The sequence below is a fragment of the Bacillus sp. RZ2MS9 genome (assembly GCF_001816185.2).
In the GTDB taxonomy this organism is placed as follows: Bacteria; Bacillota; Bacilli; order Bacillales; family Bacillaceae_G; genus Bacillus_A; species Bacillus_A cereus.
Genome location: NZ_CP049978.1, coordinates 4,594,014 through 4,620,489, shown reverse-complemented (window position 1 = coordinate 4,620,489; position 26,476 = coordinate 4,594,014). Strand labels below are relative to the sequence as shown.

Sequence of the window (26,476 nt, the reverse complement as noted above, 5' to 3'; positions counted from 1 at the left end):
GGTTCAACGGAGAAAGGATTATGAATTTCTCGTATAATCTCCACTTTTTCCGCCTGTTTTTTCAAGTAAGTACGTTTCGCCGATAATCATACCTTTATCGACAGCTTTACACATATCATACACAGTAAGAGCGGTAGCCGAAGCAGCTGTTAAAGCTTCCATTTCAACACCGGTGCTACCTTCTGTTTTAACTTTTACTTCAATGAGTAAACGATATTGTTCTTCTGATTGTTTCCAATCGAAAGAAACGTCAACACCTTTTAATAGTAAAGGATGGCACATTGGGATAATATCAGAAGTTCGTTTCGCAGCCATAATGCCTGCGATTTGCGCAACTGCTAATACGTCACCTTTCCCAATTTCATTGTGAGAGATTTTATCGTAAATTTCTTTCGTAACGACAATGCTAGAGCACGCAATTGCTGTTCGAACGGTTGCTTTTTTGTCACTTATATCAACCATCTTCGCGCGTCCTTGGTCATTAAAGTGTGTAAATGAAGACATGGAATTCCTCCTTGAAGTAATTTCTATTGAATATATAAAGTTTAATCGAGATAAAAAAAATTGCAAATATGAGGTGAGAAACGATGGTAGAAAAACGAATTCCAATTCAAGTTGCTGAGGCAGTAGAACGGGTAATGAAATATGCAAAGCATGGTGAAGTAGAAGAAATTTCTATTACGGAAAGTTACGGGAGAATTCTCGGGGAAGATGTTGTCTCAGATCATGACGTTCCTCATTTTGATCGTTCCCCTTACGATGGTTTCGCCATTCGAGCAGAAGATACGAAAGAAGCAACTCAAGAGAATCCAGTTGAATTTGAAGTAATAGGAGAAATCGGGGCGGGTTCTGTTTTTACAGAAGAAGTAGGATCTTTTCAGGTGGTTCGTATTATGACAGGAGCAGCTATTCCAAAAGATTGCAATGCAGTCGTAATGCTAGAGCTGACAGAAGGGTTTGAGAAGAACGGGAAAACATATATGAAGTTAAAACGCCCTTTTAATAACGGTGACAATGTGTCGTTTAAAGGAGAAGATATAAAACAAAATCAAGTTCTCGTTCAGAAAGGCGTTGCCATTAATCCAGGTGTTGCCGCCTTATTAGCAACGTTTGGATATAGCACTGTGAAAGTTGTAAAACAGCCTGTTGTCGGTATTGTAACGACAGGAAGTGAATTATTAGAAGTACATGAACCGTTAGAACCGGGGAAAATTAGAAATAGTAACTCGTATATGATCGCAGCTCAAATTATGAAAGCTGGCGGGAAAGTTCGTTATTATGGTCAACTCGCGGATGAGTTAGATGCATGTTTTACAGCTGTTCAATCAGCGGTGGATGAGGTCGACATTTTAATTACAACAGGCGGTGTATCAGTAGGAGATTATGACTACTTACCAGCTATTTATGAAAGGTTACAGGCAAATGTACTCTTTAATAAGATAGCCATGAGGCCCGGAAGTGTAACGACAGTAGCTGAAGTTGATGGAAAGTTACTCTTTGGTTTATCAGGAAATCCGTCTGCTTGTTATGTAGGCTTTGAATTATTTGTGCATCCAATTATAAAAACGTATTTGTATGCGAAGGAACCTCACGTATATAGAGCGGATGCTATTTTACAAAAAGATTTTCCAAAGCCAAATCCATTTACTCGTTTCGTAAGAGCGAACGTAACAATTGTGGACGGGGCGTTACAAGCGATGCCAGTTGGTTTAGATAAATCGAGTGCGGTATCTTCACTTGCAGATGCGAATGCTTTTATCGTGTTACCTGGAGGAACGAGAGGATTTGAGACCGGAATGAAAGTATCCGTATTATTGTTAGAGCACTCTGAGGGATGTGATTGGCCATGGGCAAAGCCCCTTCAATCTTACAAATAGTAGGATATCAAAATAGCGGGAAAACAACACTTGTTGAGAAAGTGGTGCATGCATTAGCTGAACGAAAAATGAAAGTTGCTACAATTAAACATCACGGGCACGGAGGCTTTCCAGAAGTAGCGCAAAAAGATAGCGAAAGACACCGTAAAGCTGGTGCTGTCGTAAGTAGTGTAGAAGGTGCTGGATTGCTTTCACTTTCTTCACTAAGAAAGAAATGGTCCTTGCAAGAAATTATTCGCTTATATGAGTTTTTTGAAGTGGATACAATTTTAATAGAAGGCTATAAAAAAGAGAATTACTCGAAAGTAGTGTTACTTCGTTCTGCGGAAGACATTGAGCTTTTACATAAAGTAGAAAATATAGTGGCGGTTATTACGTGGTATGATGTTCCGGCAAATATACGAGAAGAATATAAAGTATTTCATATAACAGAAGAAGAGTTGTACATAGACTGGTTTTTACAAACGGTTAGGAGTGCGAAATGATAAATACATATTATGAAGTAATTGATACAGAAATCTCAATTGAAGAAGTAACGAAGAAAGTAATTCGACGTGAATGCGGTGCTGTTACAACATTTATTGGAACGGTTAGAGAGTTTACGAAAGGGCGTCGTACATTATACTTAGAGTATGTTGCTTATAAGACGATGGCAGAAAAGATGCTAGAGAAAATTGGCTTGGAAGTGAAAGAGAAATGGCCAGGTACATATGTTGCGATTACACATCGCATCGGTACGTTGCAAATTTCTGATATAGCGGTTGTTGTTGCTGTTTCAACACCACACCGTAAAGCGGCTTATGAAGCGAACGAATATATTATGGAACGCATAAAACAAATTGTTCCGATTTGGAAAAAGGAGTTTTGGGAAGATGGTGACTCATGGATTGGTGATCAATTAGAAAAAACACCATATCCGGCGGGAGAGCCTGGGAAGGAGCTATAAGTATGATTAGAGTATTGTTATTTGCGCACTTGCAAGAAGAAGCCGGGACAAGTGAATTACAAATAGAGAAAGAAAATATTACGGTTGCACAGTTAAAAGATGTTGTTGCGAACGAATATAATGTACCAGTTTCAGAGCCAATTATGGTTGCGATTAATGAAGAATACGCAAATGAAGATGACAGGGTCCAATCTGGTGATGTTGTTGCACTAATTCCACCAGTGAGTGGTGGTTAATATTGGATTTATTAAAACGACTTTCCTACATAGGGAAAGTCGTTTTTTTATGGCAGTTTTGAGAACACTAATCTATAGAACAAGGAGGGAACTATGAAAAAAATATGTGTAGTTATCACAATGCTATGTGTGGCCTTTTTCTCTTCTCCAAGCGATTCTTTCGCGAAAGAATCAAGAGAACAGCTTTTAGAGAGTGCATTATCAAATAGGTACTATTCAGTTATTAGACAAGTGACAGAAGATCAATATGAATGTGCTTCAGTTATAGATATAAAGCGTCTCGGCAAGAAAGATGAATTTGTTCCTAGATACGAAGTGAAGCTACAATTTCTTACATTTCAAGGAGCGCATAATCCGCCGAACGATAAAGTTACGCTTACTTTGGAAGATCATTTAGATCACGTAAAGATAAAGAAAGTGGAGCGAGAAAAGAATGTTTCTGACGTTATTGCAGAAAAAGTTTGTGAACGGGAAAAAGAAAAAATAAAAGCTCACTCTAACGACTTAGAGTGATAATCTATGGCATTTAGTAAAGAAAGGTAATGAGTGATGGATATATTTTTAGCGATTTTACCAGCTATATTTTGGGGAAGTATTGTGCTATTTAACGTAAAACTGGGCGGGGGCCCGTATAGTCAAACGCTCGGAACAACGTTTGGAGCACTTATTTTCTCAATTGTTGTTTATATTTTTATGAAGCCAGTATTAACACCTACCGTTATCGGAGTTGGAGTTGTGTCAGGTTTATTTTGGGCGCTTGGTCAGGCAAATCAATTGAAAAGTATTGATTTAATGGGTGTTTCGAGGACGATGCCAATTTCAACAGGACTTCAATTAGTCGCGACGACTTTATTTGGCGTTATCGTATTTCATGAATGGTCCACGACAATATCGGTCGTCCTTGGGATTTTAGCGCTCGTTTGTATTATTATCGGTGTTATTTTAACATCGCTTCAAAGTGAAGAAGAAAAGAATGCAGAGCAAGCAGCAAACTTTAAAAGAGGTATCGTAATTTTATTAATTTCAACAGTCGGTTATTTAGTTTACGTAGTAGTAATTAGGTTATTTAACGTAGATGGCTGGTCGGCTTTGTTGCCACAAGCAGTTGGTATGGTGTTAGGTGGGATTTTGCTTACCTTTAAACATCATCCATTTAATAAATATGCAATTCGCAATATTATTCCAGGATTAATTTGGGCAGCTGGAAATATGTTTTTATTCATTTCACAGCCGCGTGTTGGAGTCGCAACAAGTTTCTCGCTATCGCAAATGGGAATTATTATTTCCACGCTTGGTGGGATCCTTATATTAGGTGAAAAGAAAACGAAACGTCAATTAACGGGTATCGTTGTCGGTATCGTTTTTATTATCGCAGCCGGAATTATGTTAGGTATAGCCAAAAGTTAAAGGAGGTATGGAAATGTATAGTGATTTAGCAGGGAAAGTTGTCGTTATTACAGGATCAGCAACTGGTCTCGGAAGAGCGATGGGAGTGAGGTTTGCTAAGGAAAAAGCGAAAGTGGTTATTAATTATCGCTCACGAGAATCAGAAGCGAATGATGTGTTAGAAGAAATTAAAAAGGTAGGCGGCGAAGCGATTGCTGTAAAAGGTGATGTAACCGTCGAATCAGATGTTGTGAATCTCATTCAATCTGCTGTGAAAGAGTTTGGTACGCTTGACGTTATGATTAATAATGCAGGGATAGAAAACGCGGTACCGTCGCATGAAATGCCGCTTGAAGATTGGAATAGGGTAATTAATACAAATTTAACAGGTGCTTTTTTAGGAAGTCGTGAAGCGATTAAATATTTTGTAGAACATGATATTAAAGGGTCTGTCATTAATATGTCTAGTGTTCATGAGAAAATTCCGTGGCCACTATTTGTGCACTATGCAGCAAGTAAGGGTGGCATTAAACTGATGACAGAAACGCTAGCGTTAGAATATGCGCCAAAAGGTATTCGAGTAAATAATATTGGGCCAGGTGCAATTAATACGCCAATTAATGCCGAAAAGTTTGCTGATCCTAAAAAACGTGCTGACGTAGAAAGTATGATACCGATGGGCTATATTGGAAAACCTGAAGAAATCGCAGCAGTAGCAACTTGGCTTGCTTCATCAGAGGCGAGTTACGTAACTGGAATTACGTTATTTGCAGATGGTGGAATGACTTTATACCCATCGTTTCAAGCTGGGCGTGGGTAATATGAAAAGGACAAAGAGTGTTATCTCTTTGTCCTTTTTTACAAAAAAAATAGCGTTCAGCTATTTTAAATTTAATGATTAATTGTATCTTGAAGAAATTCTGTTGCTTGATGTTCAGTAACATTTTGTACGAGCGCGACTTCGCTGATCATCATTTTTCGTGCATTATCTAGCATTTGTTTTTCGCTCGCATTTAATGTTCTCTCTTTATTACGGCGAAGTAAATCCCGAACCACTTCTGCGCTATCTTGTAAATTGCCATTTTTCATTTTTTCCATATTCATTGTATATCTTTGTTTCCATGAGAGTGATGGGTCTGACTCCCCGTTTTGAAATTCAAGAAGTATATCATCTAACGTACCTCGATCAACGATATAACGAATACCTGATTTTTTTAATTGTTCCATCGGAAGCATTACTTGCATATCTTTACTAATGATGCGTATCACACAATATTGACGTGAAGTACCTAATATTTCTTTCTCTTCAATTGCTTCGATAATTCCTGCACCGTGCATTGGATAAACGATTTTATCACCAATTTGAAACAAATCATCCACCTCCATATGTGGTAACCACTTTTAATGATAGCATACGTATGTAAAAATGTCAAATTTTATATAATAACATAACATTTATATTAGAGTCAATAAGGTGAAGTGCTTTTTTTTATGTTTTTTTTGAACTTATTTATCCCGCATTAACGGGCAATAAGACCCCCACCTCAAAATTCAGCGAAAGCAAAGAAGTTAGGTGGGTGGTCGGGCTGATTAAAGTTTCACTTTATAGTGATTTTTTTAGAAAAATAGTACAGGTGAGAAAGAGGGCATATCCACTTATTTTTAAGCATAAAATGTAAAAGCGCTAATACAATATACCTAAATCCGTTCTTTGCAAAGGAGGGAGAGAAGGTGGGGCGCACAATAAAAATTGATATTACAAATAAAGTTGTAGCTAAATTTAGACCAAATTATTTGGAATTATATACGAGTAAATTTATGATAGGTAAGTTTTATGTCTATACTGAAGATAAAAAATATGTGTTAGAAGACGGATATATATATGAGAATGGAAAGTTTTATCGCATCATAGATACGCACCGTGGCAATAATCAAGCGGCGGAGGGCTGCGATCTAGGATGGTGTTAACATGATTCGTGTGAAAGTTTTTGATGAAAGTCACGAAAAAGACTTAGAAGACGCTGTGAATGTGTTTTTGAAAAAGATTGATGATAGCAACTTTGTAGATATTAAGTATCAAGTTGGTGTTTCCATTAACGACGATGAAAACCAAATTTATTGTTTTTCAGCAATGATCGTTTATAAAGCATAAAAAAGAGCTGGCTCACCCAGCTCTTTTTTATGTTTTATGTTGGGACAACATGTGTCGGTAATACGTTCATAATAGATTGGGGTGTGCCTAATTTCTTTGTCGTTAAAAGAGGCTCCCCTGTTTCATGATTTTGGGCATCTTTACACATACCAAGGTGATAACGATCACCTAAAAATGGATCAATATAAAAACCGTTTTTGAATACTTTATCATTCGGATGTTTTTCATGATGAATATCAGAGCAGTTAATGCAATAGAACATAGCTTTCATCCCCTTTTTATTTTTGTTTGAAAAAAGTGAGTCGGTAGTCATTTCGCTCCTGAGGAAATGTTGAGGAGAAGAGAAATAACTACCTACTCAAATGGTGGGCATATTCCTTCTGATTTGTCATATCTCGCGTATTGTCCCTTGAGGGAAGGAGGAGAGACGAAGTACGCATGATATAAGTAAGGCGCTTCTTTCAATATGAATGATGGAGTTTCATGTTGAGAGAAGTTTTTATTTTGTATTGCCTTTGTGAGTATATTATGAGGGAATGCTAAGAGGGTGTTTGTCCTGTTGAAAAAATGTTGAGAATTTCTCAACAGTAAAAGAATTGGCGTTGACATGAAACTAAAAGGTGTTATATTATCGAAGTATAACCAAAAGGTGTTATGTTGTAACGCCGAGTAAAGGAGAATGAAAATGGAACAACAAAATACATTAAATGATATTAAACAAACAATTGTTTTTAACGCGTCTATTCAAAAGGTATGGAGTGTAGTATCAACTGCAGAAGGGATTGCGTCATGGTTTATGCCAAATGATTTTGTATTAGAGGTAGGACATGAATTTCATGTGCAATCACCATTTGGGCCATCACCATGTAAAGTGTTAGAGATTGATGAGCCAAACTATTTATCTTTCTCATGGGATACAGATGGCTGGGTTGTTTCATTTAATTTGAAAGACTTAGGAGATAACAAAACAGAATTTACGTTAATTCACGGCGGCTGGAAACATCCTGATGAAATTCTTCCGAAAGCAAATGCGAAGAGCTCTATTATTCGCGATAGAATGAGCGGTGGTTGGGTAGCGATTGTAAATGAAAAACTGAAAAAGGTTGTCGAAGGCTAAGTGTCCTCGTCAGCAGCGAAATATGATGTATTTCAAGCAATTGCTGATCCAACCCGCCGAGAAGTAATACGGTTATTAAGTGACAAAGAGTTACCGATTTCCAAAATAACGGATCATTTTCCGATGAGTCGTACTGCGGTTGTAAAGCACCTTCATATTCTTTCGGAAGCGAATTTAGTAAGTGGAAGAAAAAGCGGAAGAGAGAAGATATATCGTTTGCATCCAGAACCATTAGAAGAATTACAACAGTGGCTCTCATATTATGAACGTTTTTGGGATAATAAATTATCCATGCTGAAACATATTGTGGAGAATGAAGAATAAAAAAAGGATGACCAAAATGGTCATCCTTTTTATTGTTGCTCACTTGTTTGTGTAGCTGGCTTTAATAAAAGCCAACCGATAATTAATGTACATACTGCTAATACGAAAGTGCTCATATAAATAACGTGTACACTTGCAGCTAATGCGGATTGTGATTCAGTGGCTACACTTGCTGTAGTCCCGCCGTGTCCACCAGATACAAGATCAAGGTTTTTAATGCCGCGTGCATGAATCATCGTATTAAAGATTGTTCCAAAGATTGCAGCACCTAACGTTTGACTGAATGTATTAATAAATGTGTTTAAACCAACGGCTGTTCCGCGTGTATGAGCTGGTACGGCTGCTTGAATTGTTACCATGTAAATCGGTGTCACAAGCCCCATTCCTAAGCCGAATAATCCGACTGCTACATAAATAAGGAACGATGGTGAATTTGTTGATAGTGTAAATAATAAGAACGTAGCGACTGATAAAATGCTAGCTCCAAGTAAAATGATTTGTTTCGTTTTTAATTTGCCTACTAAGTTACCAGAGAAAATAGCGCCAAATGTCCACATAACAGGGATTGGCATTAAAATAAGTCCAGCTTCTGTAGCATTTTTCCCTAATACACCTTGGCTCCAAATTGGAAGGTACATTGTAATACTAATAATCATTGCGCCAGCAATAAGAGTTAATATATTTATCGTAGATAATGTACGGTTAGAGAAAAGTGCTAGCGGAATTAATGGTTCTGGAGATTTTTTCTCGATGAATAAGAAAATAATAAATGAAATAGCGGCAAAGATTAATAGGCCGATAATTGTCATGTCTCCCCAGTTTTGCTTACTGCTACCTGTTAATAATGCATATAGTAGAGCGATTGTACTTAATGAGAAGACTGTTGCACCAAGATAATCGATATGATGCTTAGCAGGTTTAATAGATTCTTTGTAGTAAATTGCAATCATTAAGCAAGCGATAATTCCGAATGGAACGTTTAGGAAGAAAATATAGCGCCAAGAAAGGGAATCAACTAAAAATCCACCTACTAACGGTCCGATAACACCGGATACACCCCAAACGGCACTCATCCAACCTTGTGCTTTCGCGCGGTCTTTCGCTTCGCTATATAAGTCTCCAATAATCGTCATTGTGATTGGCATAACAGCACCAGCACCGATACCTTGAAGCGCGCGGAAAAAGATTAATTGTTCCATCGATGTAACGACTCCGCAAAGTGCAGAACCGACTAAAAAGATTGTAGCTCCGATCAGTAAAACTTTTTTACGGCCAAATAAATCAGCGAGCTTTCCGTATATTGGAGTCGAAACAGCTGTTGCAAGCATATAAATTGCATATACCCAACTAACAAGTTCGACGCCTGACAAATCACTCGTTATACGAGGGATTGCTGTACTAACAATCGTTCCTTCTACCGCAGAAAGAAACGTCATTAACATTAAAGACATCATGACTTTTTTTCTCATTTGTTTTCCCCTTACCCTTTTTTAAATATTCAACAATATAAAATATAAAGGTACTAAGGTAAATAAAGCAACAAAAAAGCAATGGAAAGTTACATGGAGCAGATATTTGTCGCTTCTTGTCGGTAAGTCGATAAATTTGGAAAATCGCCGATATAAGTTGCAGAATCGCTGATAAATTTGCGGAATCGCTGATATATTTGTGGAATTGCTCGTATAATTTCATGTACCTATAAAAAAAGAAACAGGAATCCCTGTTTCTTTTTTTAATACTGCATTTTCGCGTTTTCTCCAGCTGTCGTTCCGGCAATTCTACCAGTAACAAGGGCTGATGTAATATTATAGCCACCAGTATAACCGTGAATATCAAGAACTTCTCCGCAGAAATATAAGCCGTTCGTAAATTTAGAAGACATTTCTTTCGGGTTAATTTCTTTCACGGATACACCGCCGCCAGTAACGAATGCTTTTTCAATTGACTGCGTACCATTTACATTCACAGTAAACTCTTTAAAGTCTTTCACAAGTGCACGAATCTTTTCGTGAGAAACTTGTCCAGCTTGTTCGCTACCGTCAATTTCATTTTTTTCTAATAAGAATAGGAAGTAACGTTCAGGAACATAACCTTTTAAAACGTTTTTAATTCCTTTTTTCGGATCTTCTTTCATTTGTTTCAGCATGCGCTGGAATAGTTGCTCACTATTTTCCTCTGGCAATGCATCAATACTCATTTGTATTGTATTCGTTTTAAACTTTTTCAGTGCTTTCACGACGAATTGACTACAGCGAAGAGCAGCGGGTCCGGATAGGCCGAAATGAGTGAAGAGCATGTCCATTTTGTGAGAAATGATAGCTTTTCCTTTCGGGTTTAATACACTTAAGTTTATATCACGTAAAGCAAGGCCTTGTAATGAGCGGTCACGTATAAACGGCTCGTTTGAAAGGATAGGTACTTCTGTTGGGAATAATTCTGTGATTGTATGACCCGCTTTTTCAGCCCAAGCATATCCGTCTCCAGTAGATCCAGTTTGAGGAACTGATTTTCCGCCAACAGCGATAACGACGTGATTTGTTTCTAACACTTCACCTGTTTGCAGTATAACTGCTTTCGTTTGACCATTTTCATATTCAATCGTTTCAACAGGCGTATTTGTACGAATTTTTACACCTAAGTCTTTTAATCGTGTTAAAAGTGCGTCTACAACAGATTGTGCTTTGTTTGACACAGGGAACATGCGACCGTGGTCTTCTTCTTTCAATTTAACACCAAGATTTTCGAAGAATGTAATAATATCTTCATTATTAAAAATAGAAAAAGCGCTGTATAAGAAGCGACCGTTTCCTGGTATATGTTTAACAATTTCATCAAGTGGTAGACGGTTCGTTACGTTACAGCGTCCGCCACCAGAAATTGCAAGTTTACGCCCAAGTTTATTTCCTTTATCAAGAAGTAAGACATTTGCGCCTTCTTCTGCAGCACCAATTGCAGCCATTAGCCCAGAAGGACCGCCGCCGATGACAATAACATCATAATGCATAATATATCGACCTCATTTTCTACATTTCCTGCCTAAAAGAATAGCATGTTTTCCCTTAAAAGAAAAATAGAGTGAAGTACTGCTTAATGAGAGAATTGTGGTACAATACAAAAGTTAGAGTTCAGCACTATCCTGCCATTTGTAGGCGATAAGACTAAAACCTCAAGATTTAGGAGAAGTAAATAGGGAGTCTGTTAGCCTGTAAATGCTCGAATGGTTCAACTAATAAGGAGTAGGAGAGAAGTCTCCAACTAATTATAGTTTCACTTTATGTAGATGTAGGAGGATTTTTGTATGTCCGATTCGAAATTTCTGCGCGGAACGCTTATTGTTACGCTAGGGACATTTTTAGTAAAGTTCTTAGGCATGATTTACGTCTTTCCGTTTCATGCATTAGTAGGAACAGAAGGCGGAACGCTCTATACATATGGATACATTCCATATACGATCTTTTTAAGTATCGCAACGGCAGGTGTGCCACTTGCTGTTTCAAAATTTGTTTCCAAATATAATGCGCTTGGCGATTATAAAACGAGCCGGAGAATGTTCCGCTCGGGAATGGTTATGATGATAGTAACAGGAGTTCTTTCGTTCCTAGTACTGTACATGACGGCGCCATTGTTTGCAGAAGCGATGCTTGGTAAACAAAGTATACACAATAATGTAGGAGAAGTTACGACGATCATTCGTCTTGTAAGTTTCGCACTTATTGTTGTACCAGCAGCGAGTTTAATTCGTGGTTATTTCCAAGGTCACCAGTCTATGGGACCAACTACCGTTTCACAAATTATTGAACAAATTATTCGTATCGTCTTTTTATTAGCAGGTAGTTTTATCGTTATTAAAGTACTTGGCGGTACAGTTGCAACAGCAGTTGGAGTAGCGACATTTGCTGCGTTCGTTTCAGCGGTTGGAGCACTCGGTGTGTTAATTTGGTACTGGCTAAAACGTAAAAAATATTTGGATCAATATTTAATTGAACAAACTGTACCAGAATCAACAGTAAGCACCGTTCAATTGTTTAAAGAGTTATTTGCATATGCGATTCCTTACGTTGTAATTGGGTTAACAATTCCTTTATATCAACAAATTGATACATTGACATTTAACTCAATTATGCAGGCGATTGGTCAAGGGGATATCGCAGAGCGAGCTCTCGGTATTTTCACAATGTGGACGCATAAGTTAATTATGATTCCTGTATCACTTGCAACAGCGTTTAGTTTAACGCTTGTACCAGCAATTACAAAATCATTTACTGAAAAACAATACCGTTATTTGAAATTACAAATTACACAAACATTCCAGGCGAATATGTTTTTAACATTGCCAGCAGTTGTCGGTATTTCTTCACTGGCATATCCAATTTATACTGCGTTTTACGATTCAGATCCACTAGGTGGACAAGTATTAATGTGGTATGCACCAGTTGCGTTGTTATTCGCTTTATTTACAGTAACAGCGGCAATCCTGCAAGGTATTAACCAGCAGAAGCATGCGATTATTGCGCTTATAATGGGCGTTATTTTGAAATTTGTATGTAACGTAATCTTTATTCGTTATTTCGGTACAGTAGGAGCAATTCTAGCAACAGCAGTTGGTTTCTTAGCTTCTGTTTGGTACACAAATCAACAAATTAAAAAATACGCACACTATTCATTCGGTGTTGTATATAAAAGAACATTCCAAATTGCAGTACTAACACTTATAATGGTCGTTGCTGTAAAACTATCACAATGGCTTCTATCCTTCATGATTTCGCCTGATGGCCGTATTGGTGCTCTTATAACAGTTGCAATTTGTGCAGGTATTGGCGGTCTTGTTTACGGATTGTTAGCAATTCGCACAGGAGTACTTGAAAGAGTATTTGGCGGAGAAGCATTAGATAAAATTCAACGTAAACTTGGTAGTAGATTTAAAATAAAGTTGAAATCAAGAGGGGCGTAATTACGTCCCCTTTTCTATGATAAATAAAGAAGGTGAAAAACGTGAGATTAGATAAATTATTAGCAAATATGGGATATGGAAGTAGAAAAGAAGTAAAGAAATTATTGAAAGACGGCGTTGTGAAAATTGATGGAACGCCAGTAAAAGATGCGAAAGTTCATGTAAATGTAGAAGAGCAAGAAGTTATGATTCACGGTGAAGTTGTGGAATACAAAGAATTTGTTTACTTAATGATGCATAAACCACAAGGTGTTATTTCAGCGACGGAAGATGATAATCATGAAACAGTAATAGATTTATTAGAATTAGAAGATGCAATCTTTGATCCGTTCCCAGTTGGACGACTTGATATCGATACGGAAGGTTTCTTATTGATAACAAATGATGGGAAGTTATCACATCAATTATTATCTCCGAAAAAGCATGTGCCGAAAAAATATTATGCACACGTTGCAGGAGTAGTAACAGAAGAGGATGTAAAAGAGTTTGCTAAAGGTGTTATTTTAGATGATGGCTATGAAACAAAGCCAGGTGCACTTACAATATTGAAAAGCGATGATATTTCTGAAATTGAGCTTGTGATTACGGAAGGGAAATTCCATCAAGTGAAGCGTATGTTTGAAGCGGTAGGGAAAAAAGTAGTCTACCTAAAGAGAACAGAGATGGGTCCGTTAGTATTAGATGAAGAACTAGAACTTGGACAATACCGAGAGCTAACAGATGAAGAAGTAGAAATGTTAAAAACATATCAAGTAGATACTGAAAAGTAGTACCTTTATAGGCGCAGAAAAGACCCCTTTCTAATTATTAGAAAGGGGTATGTATTTATTTACATACAATTATTTTTCATTATGAGGTCATTCTCACTTTCTTTCCTGTTGTTGTCCACTTACCGCGGCAAGGGCTATACACGAGTTCATTAAACTGCAACACATTTAGATCACGTTGTATCGTTCGCGGTGTGATCCCGAACTCATCTACAAGGTCTTTCGTCGTTACCGTTCCGTTTTCATTGATGTACATATAAATTGATTTAATGCGTGTTAGCATACGAGTAGTTGTAGGTTTCAAGAGAAAACCACTCCTCTACTAGTTTTTTTGACCCCATTCAGGAAAGAAGGTCGTTACTACCATTGTACTCTACATGATAAAATTCATGCTTTAATCTACTTAAATTTTACAGAAATTTAACAAATATTCATATAGAAAAATATTGGTAGTTGACATTGTATATATGGTCAGTCAACTAACACATAAAATTCTACGTAAAACGCCAAATTCCTGCAAATTTTTTTGAAAAAATAAAAGAAAAACTAATAAGAAATATCTGAAATATTACAATTGTTCGGTATTTAGTTTTCGTGTATGGCATAAGAGATTTCGGTTTGTTATGATGAAAGAAACAATATAGTGAAGGATGGATGCGTGATGTCAGCAATTAATTGGACAGAAGAAGTTGCGAAACGAAAAGATGATTTAATTCGTGATACACAACAATTTTTACAAATTAAAAGTGTATGGGAAGAAGAATCGGCGAAAGAGGGCGCACCATTCGGTGAAGGTGTAGAAAAAGCTTTATCTTTCATGTTACATAAAGGAGAAACTGAAGGTTTTGCTTCTAAAAATTTAGAAGGATATGCAGGTCATCTTGAAATGGGACAAGGAGAAGAGTTAGTAGGCATTCTTTGTCACGTTGATGTTGTACCAGAAGGAGATGGCTGGACGACTCCTGCATATAGTGCGGATATTCGCGATGGAAAGATTTTTGCACGTGGTGCAATTGACGATAAAGGCCCAACGATGGCAGCATATTATGCGATGAAAATTGTGAAAGAATTAGGCTTACCTCTTTCAAAACGTGTTCGTATGATTATAGGAACAGATGAGGAAAGTAATTGGAAATGTGTAGATCACTACTTTAAAAATGAAGAAATGCCAACAATCGGTTTTGCACCAGATGCAGACTTTCCAATTATTAATGCAGAAAAAGGAATTTCTGATATACAAGTTGTGCAAAATGGTAGTGAAGAGAAAAAAGGTACATATGAACTTGTTTCATTTGATTCAGGGCGCCGTTTAAATATGGTTCCTGATTTTGCAGAAGCGGTTATTACAGGAGAAGATGTAAATGCACTTACAGTAGCATATGAAGAGTATTTACAAACTGCTAAAAAAATAGGGAAATCGACTATAGAAGGAAATGCAGTGACGTTGCAAATAGAAGGAATTTCAGCGCACGGATCTACTCCTGAAAAAGGAGAAAATGCAGGTTTATTATTAGCAAACTTCTTAACTACAGTTTCACTTAATGGAAAAGCAACTGCATTTGCGACATTTGCAACAGAAACATTTACTGGTGATATTTTTGGTGAAAAAGCTACTATTGCTTATAAAGATGAAATTAGCGGTCCGTTAACAGTGAATGTCGGTCGCATTTCTTATACGAAAGAAAACGGTGGTAACTTAGGGCTAAACGTACGTTACCCAGTTACAACTAACTTTGAAGAAACAATTGTGAAGTTGAAAGAATATGTTGGTACGCATGGTTTTGAAGTGGCTGACTATTCTAATTCTCGCCCACATCACGTCGATAAAGATCACGTATTAATCCGTACGTTACAACGTGTGTATGAAGAACAAACAGGTGAAAAAGCAGAACTATTAGCAATCGGCGGCGGTACTTATGCTCGTTCATTAAAAGCTGGTGTGGCATTTGGCCCGCTATTCCCTGGAAAAGAAGAACTTGCGCATCAAAAAGATGAGTATATCGAAATTGAAGACTTATTAAAAGCAACAGCAATTTACGCGCAAGCAATTCATGAATTAGCGAAGTAATGGATATATAAATAATGTCCGCTCTCTATTTTGGAGAGCGGCTTCTTTTTACCTGAATGAGATAAGAAAGAAAAGCAACAATAGAAAGAAGGAGAAGATGTACATGGAACTGCATTATTTTGTCGCAATTACGTTACCGAATCATATAAAAGAAATGCTGTATAACTATAAAAAGGACATGCAAGAGGAATTACAATTTCGTTCATGGGTACATAAAGAAGACTATCATATTACCCTTTCATTTTTAGGGAGTGCAACGGAGGAACAATTAGAGGGAATAAAAAATGGATTACAAACAGTTGCAGAAACAAAAGAACTATCGTTCACGTTACAAGGTTTTTCAACGTTTGGTAGGGAAGATCAGCCCCGTATTTTTTGGGCGAAGGTAAGTGAGAATCACGATTTGTTTCAGTTGCAAAAGCAAGTACATGCCATTTGTGAAGAAAATGGATTTTCTCTAGAAATACGCCCGTATCACCCACATATTACCGTTGCTCGTAAATGGATAGGAGAAGAAAAGTTTCGTTTAGAAAGTATAAAAGAAGTGCCTGAAATATCATTTCAAGCAGATACAATTACTTTATACGAATCCCACGTGAAAGAAACCCCGAAGTATAAATCGATTGCTGAAATAAAATTACAAAAATAGAATGTTGAAAACGTTTTTTATGCAGGTGAATATACTATAGAGAAGAATGGAGTTACTGTATAGAGTCTTGTTGATAAGAAAAGCCTTATCATTTGCAGCTCATTTTATCTCGCCTAATTGGTGAAGGCTAATAATAAGTGAGGATGGAAAAATTTTCTCGCTCATTAAAGTTTCACTTTATTTTAACTTTGAGAATGATGGTGATTTTTTTATGTTGAAAGTAAAACGTCCATTTGATGCCTATTTAGATGAAATGAATAAAATTACAATTTTGCTCCCACATGCGTATGGAACAAGTCGGACATTTCGTTTGCAAGAAGGAAGTAATGTGAAAGATTTACCGATTGCTCATACTATTGCGCTTCCAGATGCAACGAAGTATGAGTGCTTTATAGAAGAGCCGCTAGATGTGGGGAAGTATTATACAGTACGAGATGAACGGAATGAAGAAACTGATTTACAAATAGGTGCTGTTATTCGAACAAAAATTTTCGATGAAAAGTATTATTACGAAGGTACAGATTTAGGTGCTGTGTATCAAAAACAAGAAACGACATTTAAAGTATGGGCCCCAACTGCAAGGCTCGCGAAAGTAAGAATTTATAAGAGCGATAAAGAATATGCCGATCATGAAATGTACAGGGGAGAAAACGGAGTTTGGATTCAAACATTACAAGGTGATTTAGACGGAGCACGCTATACATTTCTTGTTTGTATTAATTTAATATGGAACGAAGCGGTGGATCCTTACGCAAAGTCAGTGACTGTAAATGGAAAGTATGGCATTGTTATCGATTTAGAAAAGACGACTGTAACGAAACGAGAGCAATTACCACCATTACAAGCAATGACAGATGCCATATTGTATGAATTGCATATTCGTGATGCTACTATTCATCCGAACAGTGGAGTGAGTAAAAAAGGGACGTATAAAGGGCTAATGGAAGAAGGAACAACAGGACGAAATGGGACATTGACAGGTTTGTCTCATATAAAAGATTTAGGCGTTACGCATGTTGAATTATTGCCTTTATATTGTTTCGGTGGTGTGGATGAGGCGAATCCTTCTTCTGCCTATAATTGGGGGTACAATCCATTATATTACAATGCACCAACAGGATATTATGCTACAAACCCCTCTGATCCGTATAACAGGATAGTTGAGTGCAAACAACTAATTGAAACATTTCATGAACAAGGTATTAGGGTGATTATAGATGTTGTATATAATCATGTTTATGAAAGAGAGCTATCATCATTTGAGAAGCTTGTTCCAGGATACTATTTTCGTCATGGTGAAGATGGTATGCCTTCTAATGGGACGGGAGTCGGAAATGATATAGCATCTGAACGGAAAATGATGAGGAAATTCATTGTAGAGTCTATTTTATATTGGCTTACTGAATACAATGTCGATGGATTCCGATTCGATTTAATGGGAATTTTAGATGTTGATACAATGAATATGATAGAGAAAGAAGTGCGAAACATAAAACGAGATGCTTTGTTATTAGGAGAAGGATGGGATTTACAAACACCGCTTCCTCTTGAGGAAAAAGCAACGTTAAATAATGCGAAGAAAATGCCACATATCGCGCAGTTTAATGATCAATTTCGTGATGGGATAAAAGGGAGTACATTTCATATAAATAAGCGTGGTTTTGCATTTGGTGGGCATGTAGACTGTAATCATTTGCAGTATATTGCAGCAGGAAGTCTTTTAAGTATGAAAGAAACAGGGCTGTTTTTAGAGCCGGCGCAAAGCATTAACTATGTAGAATGTCATGATAATATGACGATGTGGGATAAACTAGTGCGCAGTAATGAAGAATCAGAAACGATTTTGAAAAAACGTCACCTATTAGCGAGCGCAATGGTTATTCTTTCACAAGGCATTCCTTTCTTACACGCAGGGCAAGAGTTTTATCGTACGAAGAAAGGAAATGAAAATAGTTATAATGCAAATGATGAGATCAATCAATTAGATTGGGATCAAAAAGAGAAAGAGATAGAAACCGTTAACTATATAAAAGGTTTAATTGCGATTCGTAAAGAGCATGGGGCATTCCGATTACAAAATGCAGACCTTATAAAAAAACATATGACTTTTTTACAAACATCTACAGAAGTACTTGCATATCACCTAGAGCATGCAGAATCGTTTGGGCCGTGGAAAGAGATTATCGTCTTATTTAATAGCGGTTTAGAAGCTAAAACTGTGCAACTTCCGAAAGAAGCAACGTGGCATGTGTTAGTAAACGAAAACGAAGCGAAAATAGAGCCAATTTCTTCATTTAGAGGAAAGGAACTTAGGCTCGCTCCAATTAGCACGTATATATTGACGATAATGTGACAAATCGCTACTTGACGATGAGAATGTAATAAATGTAGAATTGACAAAGGTGACGATTTTGATAAGTTGTCATTCTATGACAGGTTTTGTAAAATAAAATAGAGGATTTTTGGCTTAGGCTAATTTTTCTTTTCATTTACAGTAAAATATATGAATCCACAACATGTGTAGAAATGTTGCGGTTTTTCTTTTCATAACTATAAAAGATAAGGATTTGTTAACGGGTAATGAATATGGAATGGTTGGAACAATTATTAGGAAAAGAGTGGAGTCTTGTACCGGCTGGTGGAGTAACGGGCGATGCATATATTGCGCAAAACGGACAACAGAAGTTATTTTTAAAGCGGAATACATCGCCCTTTTTAGCGGTATTGTCAGCAGAAGGAATTGTTCCAAAATTACTTTGGACAAGAAGGGTAACGAATGGTGATGTAATTTCTGCTCAAAAATGGCTTCCGGGACAGAAGCTAGAGCCAGAGGATATGAAACTAGAACGTGTTGCGAAACTTTTGAAGAAAATACACTCCTCTAAAGCGCTTGTACAGATGATTCAAAGACTTGGGAAGCAGCCGCTTCACGCACAAGAGTTATTACAACAACTGCAACTCGTTTTAAGAGGAGATATAAGGGATGATGAAACAATTCAGCAAGGCCTTCAATATTTAATGGATTCATTAAAAGCTATTGAATACAATGAATTCGTTGTATGCCATTGTGATGTAAACCATAACAACTGGCTATTGTCGGATGAAGATGAATTGTTTTTAATTGATTGGGATGGAGCTGTAATTGCTGACCCAGCTCTAGACCTCGGTATGTTATTATATTGGTACATTCCGCGCCAGGAGTGGAGTGAGTGGCTCGGTTATTATGATATTGAAATGGATGAATCGCTGCTTAGGCGTATGAGATGGTATGTGATAGCACAAACGATTTTGTCTATTCAATGGCATACAACAAAAAAACAGCAAGCAGAAGCTGAATATTGGCATCAATATTTACAGCAACTACTTGCTTCAGAATAATACTTAAGAAAAATTGTCCATTCCAGCAATCCACTGAGTAAGTTGTTCTTGATTATTGGAAATATGGTTGTCCAAATTAGAGGAAGATTTACCCGATTGACTATAAGAATATACATCGTTTAGCATTGTTTTAGCGTCACTACTTATATTATCGTTTGCGAGTAACGATTGAATGAGGCGCTCTAATTGCTCGCATTCTGAAACTGTCCCGCAGCAATCACTTTGGTGGTTGACTAAAATATCTTTCAGCACTTCTAATTGATGTTGTTGATTAATTGGCATGAACGGATCATCCTTTCGATTGTTTTTCTCTTCAAATGTAAGAGAAAAAGCTGTTTCGTCATGGAATGTTTAATGCTGTATGTAGTTTTTATCAAAATGGTACATCTTATACTTGAAAGAAACGGACCGAGTGCTCGTACGTACTTGGTTTTTTGTTTGGTAGATTGATTAAAAAAGAAAGAAGGAATTATTCCTTTAAAATAGCTATGTAAAGAGAGGGAAACATCTATGCGTTTAAGACATAAACCGTATGCAATGGATCGAATTAATGAATATTCACATATCGTAATCGGAAACCCAGAGGAGCGCGCTGGTAGCTGGAAAGAAGTATTTGGAAACGAACAACCAATTCACATTGAAGTAGGTACAGGTCGTGGCCGCTTCATGTATGATATGGCAAAAGCGAATCCACATATTAATTATATTGGAATTGAAAAATTCACAAGTGTTGTTGTAGATGCACTTGATAAATTAATTGAAGAAGAATTACCAAACTTAAAGTTAATTAATAAAGATGCTGAAGATTTAACAGTTTTCTTTGCGAAAGGTGAAATTGATCGCGTTTATTTAAACTTCTCAGATCCATGGCCAAAGAAACGTCATACGAAGCGTCGTTTAACGTATAAAACATTTTTACGTAATTACGAAGAAGTGTTAGTAGAAGGCGGAGAAATTCATTTCAAAACAGATAACCAAGGTCTATTTGAATATTCTCTTATGAGTATGGCTGAGTATGGTATGTTACTAACGTACTTAAGCTTAGATCTTCATAACAGCGACTTTGAAGGTAACATCATGACTGAATACGAAGAGAAATTCTCTAGTAAAGGTCATCGTATTTACCGAGTTGAAGCAAAATATCGTACAGAGCCTATGCAGTAATGCATAGGTTTTTTTACATCTAAAATAATCAGAATTTTATGTTAAGATTAATTGAAAGGGGGATGTGTAATGGAACAGTTACAAATTGGAGATATAAAAGTAACGTGGTTAAAAGGCGGGAATACACATTTAGACGGGGGAGCGATGTTTGGTGTTGTGCCGAAAGTACTTTGGTCACGTAAGTATAAACATAATGATACAAATCATATTTATTTACGAACAGATCCGTTACTTTTGCAAACGAAAGACGGAAATATGCTCATTGATTCCGGAATAGGAAACGGTAAATTGAATGAGAAGATGAAGCGGAATCAAGGTGTAACAGAAGAATCATCGGTTTATGAATCATTAGAAAAACTAGGATTAAAGCCAGAAGATATTCACTATGTTTTAATGACGCACCTTCATTTTGATCATGCATCTGGTTTAACAAAATGGGAAGGTGATCACCTTGTACCAGCGTTTCCGAACGCGAAAGTTTACGTAAGTGAAACAGAGTGGAATGAAATGAGGAACCCAAATATTAGATCCCGTAATACATATTGGAAGGAAAATTGGGAGCCGATTGTAGATCAAGTTGTTACGTTCCAGCAAGAAATAGAAATTACAGATGAAATAAAAATGGTGCATACAGGTGGTCATAGTGATGGACATGCAGTTATTGCTTTAGAAAGCCATGGGGAAACGATGCTTCATTTAGCAGACCTATTACCGACGCACGCACATCAAAATGTATTATGGGTAATGGCATACGACGATTATCCGATGACCTCGATTGAAAATAAGCAAAAGTGGATGAAGTATGGTGCTGAAAAAGAGGCATGGTTTACGTTTTACCATGACGCATATTATCGCGCTGTGAAGTGGAATGAGGAAGGGCATATCGTAGAAAAAGTAGAACGGAAAACGAGTATAGAAGCATAAAAATAGGAGGTTGTTCCATCATATTTATTGGAGCAGCCTCTTTTTTATTGTCGGGTTTTGTCGGTAAGTCGATATATTTAAACAAACGCTGATATAAATTGAGTTGCGCCGATATAATTGGGAAATCGCTGATATAAATTGAGTTGCGCCGATATAATTGGGAAATCGCTGATATAAATTGAGTTGCGCCGATATATTCGGAAAATCGCTGATATAATTTTAATCAATACCCGCAATTTCAAAAAAATAAGAGGTTCACCTAATGGGAACCCTCCTTTTTATGCTGCTATAACCTCTAAAACAGTACCTGTTTTAGCATCAACTAAAAATTCAAATCGTTCTTGTATATCATTTAACATTGTTGTAAGACCGCCGCGATAAACTTCATATGCGACATCATATTTTTCAAATGTCTCTGGAACCATATGTACCCAAGAGCCAGTAATTTCACCTTTATGACTTAATGCTTGTTTCACCATTTTCAATGCTTTTTCTGAAGAAATATGGGATTGTTCTTGTACTTTGTTTGCAACGAGATAACCAGCTGCGAACCCAACGCCAAGACCTGCTACTAAACCTTTCCAGCTCATATATTCACCTCAATTCTATAAAATAAAAATAGTGTACCGATAATAATTATAAAGCAAATACAGCTAAAAAAGAAGAAACTAGAAACATTTCGAAAATTTCGTTACAATAAAAGGGGTATTCTACTAAGGTTTGAAAGAAGGGGACTTCGTGAATAAAGAGACATTACAATTATTTCGTACGTTAACAGAATTACAAGGTGCATCAGGTTTTGAACATGATGTACGCCGTTTTATGAAACAAGAATTAAGCAAATATGCGGATGAAATTGTACAAGACGGTTTAGGGAGCGTATTTGGTCTGAAAAAAGGGGACGAAATTGGCCCGCGTGTTCTTGTAGCAGGTCATATGGATGAAGTAGGTTTCATGATTACGCAAATTACGAAAAACGGAATGCTTCGTTTTCAAACGTTAGGCGGATGGTGGAGTCAAGTTCTATTAGCACAGCGTGTACAAGTTATGACGAAGAATGGTCCTGTTATTGGGGTTGTTGGTTCTATTCCTCCTCATTTATTAAGTGACGCGCAACGTGCAAAACCGATGGATATAAAAAATATGTTAATTGATATAGGTGCAGATAGTTATGAAGATGCGATTGAAATTGGTGTAAAACCAGGACAACAAATCGTGCCGATTTGCCCATTCACGCCGATGGCAAACGAAAAGAAAATTATGGCGAAAGCTTGGGACAACCGTTACGGATGTGGCCTTGCAATCGAATTGTTAAAAGAATTAAAAGATGAAACATTACCAAACACATTATACTCTGGTGCTACTGTACAAGAAGAAGTAGGTCTCCGCGGAGCGCAAACAGCTGCAAATATGATTCAACCAGACATTTTTTATGCGCTTGATGCAAGTCCAGCAAACGATGCATCTGGTGACAAAACGCAGTTCGGTCAATTAGGAAAAGGTGCTCTTCTTCGTATTTATGATCGCACGATGGTAACACATAGAGGGATGCGCGAATTCATTTTAGATACAGCAGAAACAAGCAACATTCCGTACCAATACTTTATTTCACAAGGTGGTACAGATGCGGGCCGTGTACATACAAGTAACTCTGGTATCCCATCAGCAGTAATTGGTGTTTGTGCACGCTATATTCATACACATGCTTCAATTTTACATGTTGATGATTATGCAGCGGCGAAAGAATTAATTACGAAGCTTGTAAGAACAACAGATAAAACGACGTTAGAGACAATTAAGAATAACGCGTAGAAGAAAGGGCTAAAAGCTCTTTCTTTTTTTAGGTAGGAGAGATGACCCAGCGATGAGTTGTGGCGGTTAGTGCCTAATGGGTGCTCGAATGATGTGTGAAGACCGCGGGTAGGAAGAAAGAAGAAGCCTGTTTTTGTGTTTAGGACCAGTAATATTGTAGAAAGCGACCTTCTTTTATGGGGAGAAGGAATTCCCTGATGGTGTGTGGTAGTGGTTGGTACTTAATTTGTGCCGAAGCGGATATTAGAATAGAATGATGAATTTTTATAGAGGTGAACGAAATGAAAGTAGTAGTTGGATCGAAGAATAAAACGAAGGTTGGGGCTGTGGAGAAGGTTTGGAAAGATGCTGAAATTACATCTCTTTCTGTTCCGTCAGGAGTATCAGCTCAGCCTTTCTCAGATGAAGAGACGATGCAAGGAGCGATCAATAGAGCGAAGCGAGCGCTAGAGGACGGAGAAGCTCCAATTGGGATTGGGCTAGAAGGCGGCGTAATGAAAACGGAGCACGGTTTATTTATGTGTAACTGGGGCGCGCTAGCAACAAGTGATGGGAAAGTATTTGTGGCCGGAGGAGCGCGTATTACGTTACCAGACGATTTTTTAGCACCTCTTGAAGATGGTAAGGAATTAAGCGAAGTGATGGAAGAGTTTGTGCAGCGAAAAGATATTCGTAGTCACGAAGGTGCGATCGGTATTTTTACAGATGATTATGTCGACCGTACGGAATTATTTGTACACGTTGTTAAGTTGTTAGTTGGGCAATATAAGTATGACAAAAAGCAAGCATAAACCTTGCACCGTGCGCGATGTATGGTAGTATAAAAGAAAGATTATAACATGAAAAATGTACCCGTTAGAGGAGGAAATATAGATGAAGTCATTAGAAAGCATGGAGCAATTCCAACAGTTAAAAAATGAAGAGAATGTAGTCTTTATGTTCTCAGCAGAATGGTGCCCAGACTGCCGCTTTGTAGACCCATTTATGCCAGAAGTAGAAGAGAAATATAGTGATTTCTCATTTTACTATGTAGATCGCGATGAGTTTATTGATCTATGCGTAAAATTAGACGTATTTGGCATTCCGAGCTTTGTAGCGTACAATAAAGGTGAAGAAACTGGTCGCTATGTAAACAAAGATCGTAAAACACAAGAACAAATCGAAGAGTTCATTGAAGGTTTAAAATAAGGCAATTTGCCAATTGAATTGTAAAACAACCTCTACCTTCGCGGGGGAGGTTATTTTTTTGGAAGGGAGGAAAAAGAGATGAAGATGACAAGTAAAAAGATGAAAGATGAGTTAATAAAGAAATTATCTCGCCCAGAATGGGACTTTCAGTATGATAGTGAGAAAGAAGTTTTACGTATTGAACAAAAAGAATCCAAAAAAGGTATTAACGTATCGCTTCCAGGAGTTGTGGCAAAATGGGAAGTGAACAAAGAAAAGGCAATTGAAGAAGTTGCTTATTACGTACAAGAAGCGCTAATTGCGATGCATAAAGAAGAAAATAGCGGAGCGAAAATTTTACCTGTTATTCGCTCTACTTCTTTCCCGAAACAAGCAGAAGAAGGAAATCCGTTTATTATGACGGATCATACGGCGGAAACACGTATTTACTATGCGTTAGATTCGAATAAAACGTATCGACTAATTGACGAGCGTCTATTACAAAAATTAGAACTTACAGAACAGCAAGTGCGTGAAATGGCATTATTCAACGCACGCTCATTAGGTTATGAATTTAAACAAGACACAGTAGCGGGTAATACATTCTACTTTTTAAACACAAATGATGGGTATGACGCGACTCGTATTTTAAACGAATCGTTACTACAATCGATGCGTGAAAAGATTTCTGGTGACATGGTTGTTGCTGTTCCTCACCAAGATGTATTAATTATTGCTGATATCGTCAACGAAATCGGTTATGATATTATTGCACAAATGACAATGAAATTTTTTGCCGAAGGGCATGTTCCGATTACATCACTTTCATTCGTATATGAAGATGGAGAATTTGAACCAATCTTTATTTTAGCGAAAAATCGGAAGAAGACAGATGGAAAAGAGAAAGGATGAACGAAGTGAACGTTTTTTACAACCTTGAAGGAATTGGTGACACTTTAATTGTTGCCTTACAAGATATTACTTTAGAGAACCGTACTTTTGATCGCAAAGGAGATGTTGCACGCGTATACGATCGTGAAAGCAACGAGACAGCAGGATTCAACATCTTTAATGCATCTTCTTACTTAGAAGTAAAAGAAACAGGCAACCTTACATTAACGAAAGAGCTTGTAGAGAAAATCAACGAAATTTTAGCGAAGAATGGCTTTGAAGAAACAGTAGAAGCAGATCTTTCTCCGAAATTTGTTGTAGGCTATGTAGCTGAAAAAGAAAAACATCCAAATGCTGATAAGTTAAACATTTGTAAAGTAGAAATCGGTACAGAAACATTACAAATCGTATGTGGTGCACCAAACGTTGATGCAGGACAAAAAGTTGTCGTTGCAAAAATCGGCGCTGTAATGCCAAGCGGTATGTTAATCAAGCCAGCTGAGCTTCGCGGTGTTCCTTCTTCTGGAATGATCTGCTCTGCACGTGAATTAGAGCTTCCAGATGCTCCACAAGAAAAAGGTATTCTTGTATTAGAAGATAGCTTTGAAGTTGGACAAGAGTTTAAATTTTAATTGATATAAGAAAAGAGAGGTTGTCCTTTTGGACA

Annotated in this window: 32 protein-coding genes; 24 read left to right on the top strand and 8 right to left on the bottom strand. The window is 37.3% G+C overall.

The annotated features are described in order from the left end of the window. Window positions 1–18 precede the first annotated feature (18 nt). Entirely contained in the window at window positions 19–504 is a 486-nt protein-coding gene (gene moaC / locus BHV55_RS23585) for a cyclic pyranopterin monophosphate synthase MoaC (protein ID WP_000094146.1), read from the bottom strand. An 83-nt stretch (window positions 505–587) separates the two neighbouring features. On the opposite strand from moaC, the gene moeA reads away from it, so the two are divergent. The 7 genes from moeA (at window position 588) to BHV55_RS23550 (ending at window position 5,265) form a co-directional block, all read left to right on the top strand. Next, window positions 588–1,877 carry a molybdopterin molybdotransferase MoeA gene (moeA, locus tag BHV55_RS23580; RefSeq protein ID WP_000229696.1) on the top strand — a complete coding sequence of 430 codons (1,290 nt, stop codon included), beginning with the start codon at window positions 588–590 and terminating at the stop codon, window positions 1,875–1,877. Next, on the top strand, window positions 1,847–2,362 hold the full coding sequence (gene mobB, locus BHV55_RS23575; protein WP_000513645.1) for a molybdopterin-guanine dinucleotide biosynthesis protein B: 516 nt from the start codon (window positions 1,847–1,849) through the stop codon (window positions 2,360–2,362). Before moeA ends, mobB begins: the two co-directional genes overlap by 31 nt. After that, on the top strand, window positions 2,359–2,823 hold the full coding sequence (moaE, locus tag BHV55_RS23570; RefSeq protein ID WP_000611226.1) for a molybdopterin synthase catalytic subunit MoaE: 465 nt from the start codon (window positions 2,359–2,361) through the stop codon (window positions 2,821–2,823). Before mobB ends, moaE begins: the two co-directional genes overlap by 4 nt. Window positions 2,824–2,825: 2 nt before the next feature. Next, complete coding sequence (moaD, locus tag BHV55_RS23565) at window positions 2,826–3,059, top strand: molybdopterin converting factor subunit 1 (protein WP_000621778.1); 234 nt, start codon at window positions 2,826–2,828, stop codon at window positions 3,057–3,059. Window positions 3,060–3,152: 93 nt separating this feature from the next. Beyond that, on the top strand, window positions 3,153–3,572 hold the full coding sequence (locus BHV55_RS23560; RefSeq protein WP_000717679.1) for a DUF3888 domain-containing protein: 420 nt from the start codon (window positions 3,153–3,155) through the stop codon (window positions 3,570–3,572). A gap of 36 nt (window positions 3,573–3,608) precedes the next feature. After that, window positions 3,609–4,466: a glucose uptake protein GlcU gene (glcU, locus tag BHV55_RS23555; protein WP_000350861.1), complete on the top strand. Its 858-nt coding sequence runs from the start codon at window positions 3,609–3,611 to the stop codon at window positions 4,464–4,466. A 13-nt stretch (window positions 4,467–4,479) separates the two neighbouring features. Further along, window positions 4,480–5,265 (top strand): glucose 1-dehydrogenase, encoded by a 786-nt coding sequence (locus BHV55_RS23550; protein ID WP_000286673.1) that lies wholly within the window; start codon window positions 4,480–4,482, stop codon window positions 5,263–5,265. A gap of 71 nt (window positions 5,266–5,336) precedes the next feature. On the opposite strand, the gene BHV55_RS23545 is transcribed toward BHV55_RS23550, so the two are convergent. Beyond that, window positions 5,337–5,831, bottom strand: a complete 495-nt coding sequence (locus BHV55_RS23545; RefSeq protein ID WP_000451446.1) for a CarD family transcriptional regulator — start codon at window positions 5,829–5,831, stop codon at window positions 5,337–5,339. A gap of 345 nt (window positions 5,832–6,176) precedes the next feature. On the opposite strand from BHV55_RS23545, the gene BHV55_RS23540 reads away from it, so the two are divergent. Together BHV55_RS23540 and BHV55_RS23535 are read left to right on the top strand one after the other, a co-directional pair. After that, window positions 6,177–6,413 carry a DUF2553 family protein gene (locus BHV55_RS23540; RefSeq protein ID WP_000533804.1) on the top strand — a complete coding sequence of 79 codons (237 nt, stop codon included), beginning with the start codon at window positions 6,177–6,179 and terminating at the stop codon, window positions 6,411–6,413. Window position 6,414: 1 nt separating this feature from the next. Next, window positions 6,415–6,597 (top strand): sporulation protein Cse60, encoded by a 183-nt coding sequence (locus BHV55_RS23535; RefSeq protein ID WP_000621751.1) that lies wholly within the window; start codon window positions 6,415–6,417, stop codon window positions 6,595–6,597. A gap of 34 nt (window positions 6,598–6,631) precedes the next feature. Here the strand turns inward: BHV55_RS23535 and BHV55_RS23530 are convergent, their stop codons facing one another. Next, the gene (locus BHV55_RS23530) at window positions 6,632–6,859 is read right to left on the bottom strand and encodes a DUF3973 domain-containing protein (RefSeq protein ID WP_000498988.1); all 228 of its coding nucleotides are present in this window, start codon (window positions 6,857–6,859) and stop codon (window positions 6,632–6,634) included. A 423-nt stretch (window positions 6,860–7,282) separates the two neighbouring features. Here BHV55_RS23530 and BHV55_RS23525 point away from each other — a divergent pair, with 423 nt between their 5' ends. After that, window positions 7,283–7,714, top strand: coding sequence for an SRPBCC family protein (locus BHV55_RS23525; RefSeq protein WP_000437770.1), 432 nt, complete (start codon window positions 7,283–7,285; stop codon window positions 7,712–7,714). Further along, complete coding sequence (locus BHV55_RS23520) at window positions 7,715–8,038, top strand: ArsR/SmtB family transcription factor (protein WP_000098837.1); 324 nt, start codon at window positions 7,715–7,717, stop codon at window positions 8,036–8,038. It abuts the gene before it with no gap. A 29-nt stretch (window positions 8,039–8,067) separates the two neighbouring features. On the opposite strand, the gene BHV55_RS23515 is transcribed toward BHV55_RS23520, so the two are convergent. Further along, the gene (locus BHV55_RS23515; RefSeq protein WP_001228022.1) at window positions 8,068–9,507 is read right to left on the bottom strand and encodes an MDR family MFS transporter; all 1,440 of its coding nucleotides are present in this window, start codon (window positions 9,505–9,507) and stop codon (window positions 8,068–8,070) included. A gap of 263 nt (window positions 9,508–9,770) precedes the next feature. After that, the gene (locus BHV55_RS23510) at window positions 9,771–11,042 is read right to left on the bottom strand and encodes a BaiN/RdsA family NAD(P)/FAD-dependent oxidoreductase (RefSeq protein WP_000558859.1); all 1,272 of its coding nucleotides are present in this window, start codon (window positions 11,040–11,042) and stop codon (window positions 9,771–9,773) included. 294 nt (window positions 11,043–11,336) lie between these two features. On the opposite strand from BHV55_RS23510, the gene BHV55_RS23505 reads away from it, so the two are divergent. Together BHV55_RS23505 and BHV55_RS23500 are read left to right on the top strand one after the other, a co-directional pair. After that, window positions 11,337–12,989 carry a putative polysaccharide biosynthesis protein gene (locus BHV55_RS23505; protein WP_001284029.1) on the top strand — a complete coding sequence of 551 codons (1,653 nt, stop codon included), beginning with the start codon at window positions 11,337–11,339 and terminating at the stop codon, window positions 12,987–12,989. 41 nt (window positions 12,990–13,030) lie between these two features. Further along, window positions 13,031–13,759 carry a pseudouridine synthase gene (locus BHV55_RS23500; RefSeq protein WP_001234947.1) on the top strand — a complete coding sequence of 243 codons (729 nt, stop codon included), beginning with the start codon at window positions 13,031–13,033 and terminating at the stop codon, window positions 13,757–13,759. Between the two features lie 79 nt (window positions 13,760–13,838). Here BHV55_RS23500 and BHV55_RS23495 read toward each other — a convergent pair whose 3' ends face one another. Beyond that, window positions 13,839–14,060 carry a DeoR family transcriptional regulator gene (locus tag BHV55_RS23495; protein ID WP_000805512.1) on the bottom strand — a complete coding sequence of 74 codons (222 nt, stop codon included), beginning with the start codon at window positions 14,058–14,060 and terminating at the stop codon, window positions 13,839–13,841. Window positions 14,061–14,417: 357 nt separating this feature from the next. Here BHV55_RS23495 and pepV point away from each other — a divergent pair, with 357 nt between their 5' ends. From pepV to BHV55_RS23475, 4 genes are all read left to right on the top strand, one after another. Beyond that, entirely contained in the window at window positions 14,418–15,824 is a 1,407-nt protein-coding gene (gene pepV / locus BHV55_RS23490; protein WP_048568524.1) for a dipeptidase PepV, read from the top strand. A gap of 103 nt (window positions 15,825–15,927) precedes the next feature. Next, on the top strand, window positions 15,928–16,473 hold the full coding sequence (thpR, locus tag BHV55_RS23485) for an RNA 2',3'-cyclic phosphodiesterase (protein WP_000418996.1): 546 nt from the start codon (window positions 15,928–15,930) through the stop codon (window positions 16,471–16,473). A gap of 211 nt (window positions 16,474–16,684) precedes the next feature. Further along, complete coding sequence (gene pulA, locus BHV55_RS23480) at window positions 16,685–18,826, top strand: type I pullulanase (RefSeq protein WP_048568523.1); 2,142 nt, start codon at window positions 16,685–16,687, stop codon at window positions 18,824–18,826. 227 nt (window positions 18,827–19,053) lie between these two features. Continuing rightward, window positions 19,054–19,851 (top strand): phosphotransferase family protein, encoded by a 798-nt coding sequence (locus BHV55_RS23475; protein WP_001986674.1) that lies wholly within the window; start codon window positions 19,054–19,056, stop codon window positions 19,849–19,851. A 3-nt stretch (window positions 19,852–19,854) separates the two neighbouring features. Here BHV55_RS23475 and BHV55_RS23470 read toward each other — a convergent pair whose 3' ends face one another. Next, window positions 19,855–20,133 (bottom strand): YtzH-like family protein, encoded by a 279-nt coding sequence (locus tag BHV55_RS23470; RefSeq protein ID WP_001122235.1) that lies wholly within the window; start codon window positions 20,131–20,133, stop codon window positions 19,855–19,857. A gap of 228 nt (window positions 20,134–20,361) precedes the next feature. Between BHV55_RS23470 and trmB the strand changes: the two genes are divergently transcribed. Both trmB and BHV55_RS23460 read left to right on the top strand, forming a co-directional pair. Then, window positions 20,362–21,015, top strand: coding sequence for a tRNA (guanosine(46)-N7)-methyltransferase TrmB (trmB, locus tag BHV55_RS23465; protein ID WP_001239385.1), 654 nt, complete (start codon window positions 20,362–20,364; stop codon window positions 21,013–21,015). 69 nt (window positions 21,016–21,084) lie between these two features. After that, entirely contained in the window at window positions 21,085–21,939 is an 855-nt protein-coding gene (locus BHV55_RS23460) for a YtnP family quorum-quenching lactonase (protein ID WP_000436862.1), read from the top strand. 278 nt (window positions 21,940–22,217) lie between these two features. On the opposite strand, the gene BHV55_RS23455 is transcribed toward BHV55_RS23460, so the two are convergent. Next, window positions 22,218–22,529: a PepSY domain-containing protein gene (locus tag BHV55_RS23455; protein WP_000118543.1), complete on the bottom strand. Its 312-nt coding sequence runs from the start codon at window positions 22,527–22,529 to the stop codon at window positions 22,218–22,220. Window positions 22,530–22,677: 148 nt separating this feature from the next. Here BHV55_RS23455 and BHV55_RS23450 point away from each other — a divergent pair, with 148 nt between their 5' ends. The 5 genes from BHV55_RS23450 to ytpR all read left to right on the top strand — a co-directional run bounded on the left by BHV55_RS23450 (window position 22,678) and on the right by ytpR (window position 26,441). Further along, entirely contained in the window at window positions 22,678–23,751 is a 1,074-nt protein-coding gene (locus BHV55_RS23450; protein ID WP_070757044.1) for a M42 family metallopeptidase, read from the top strand. 281 nt (window positions 23,752–24,032) lie between these two features. Next, the gene (locus BHV55_RS23445) at window positions 24,033–24,542 is read left to right on the top strand and encodes a DUF84 family protein (protein ID WP_000869937.1); all 510 of its coding nucleotides are present in this window, start codon (window positions 24,033–24,035) and stop codon (window positions 24,540–24,542) included. A gap of 82 nt (window positions 24,543–24,624) precedes the next feature. Continuing rightward, window positions 24,625–24,939 (top strand): thioredoxin family protein, encoded by a 315-nt coding sequence (locus tag BHV55_RS23440; RefSeq protein WP_000838193.1) that lies wholly within the window; start codon window positions 24,625–24,627, stop codon window positions 24,937–24,939. 78 nt (window positions 24,940–25,017) lie between these two features. Then, window positions 25,018–25,830: a DUF1444 domain-containing protein gene (locus BHV55_RS23435; protein ID WP_000784589.1), complete on the top strand. Its 813-nt coding sequence runs from the start codon at window positions 25,018–25,020 to the stop codon at window positions 25,828–25,830. Beyond that, window positions 25,827–26,441 carry a YtpR family tRNA-binding protein gene (gene ytpR, locus BHV55_RS23430; RefSeq protein ID WP_001006761.1) on the top strand — a complete coding sequence of 205 codons (615 nt, stop codon included), beginning with the start codon at window positions 25,827–25,829 and terminating at the stop codon, window positions 26,439–26,441. Before BHV55_RS23435 ends, ytpR begins: the two co-directional genes overlap by 4 nt. The last annotated feature ends 35 nt before the right edge of the window (window positions 26,442–26,476 follow it).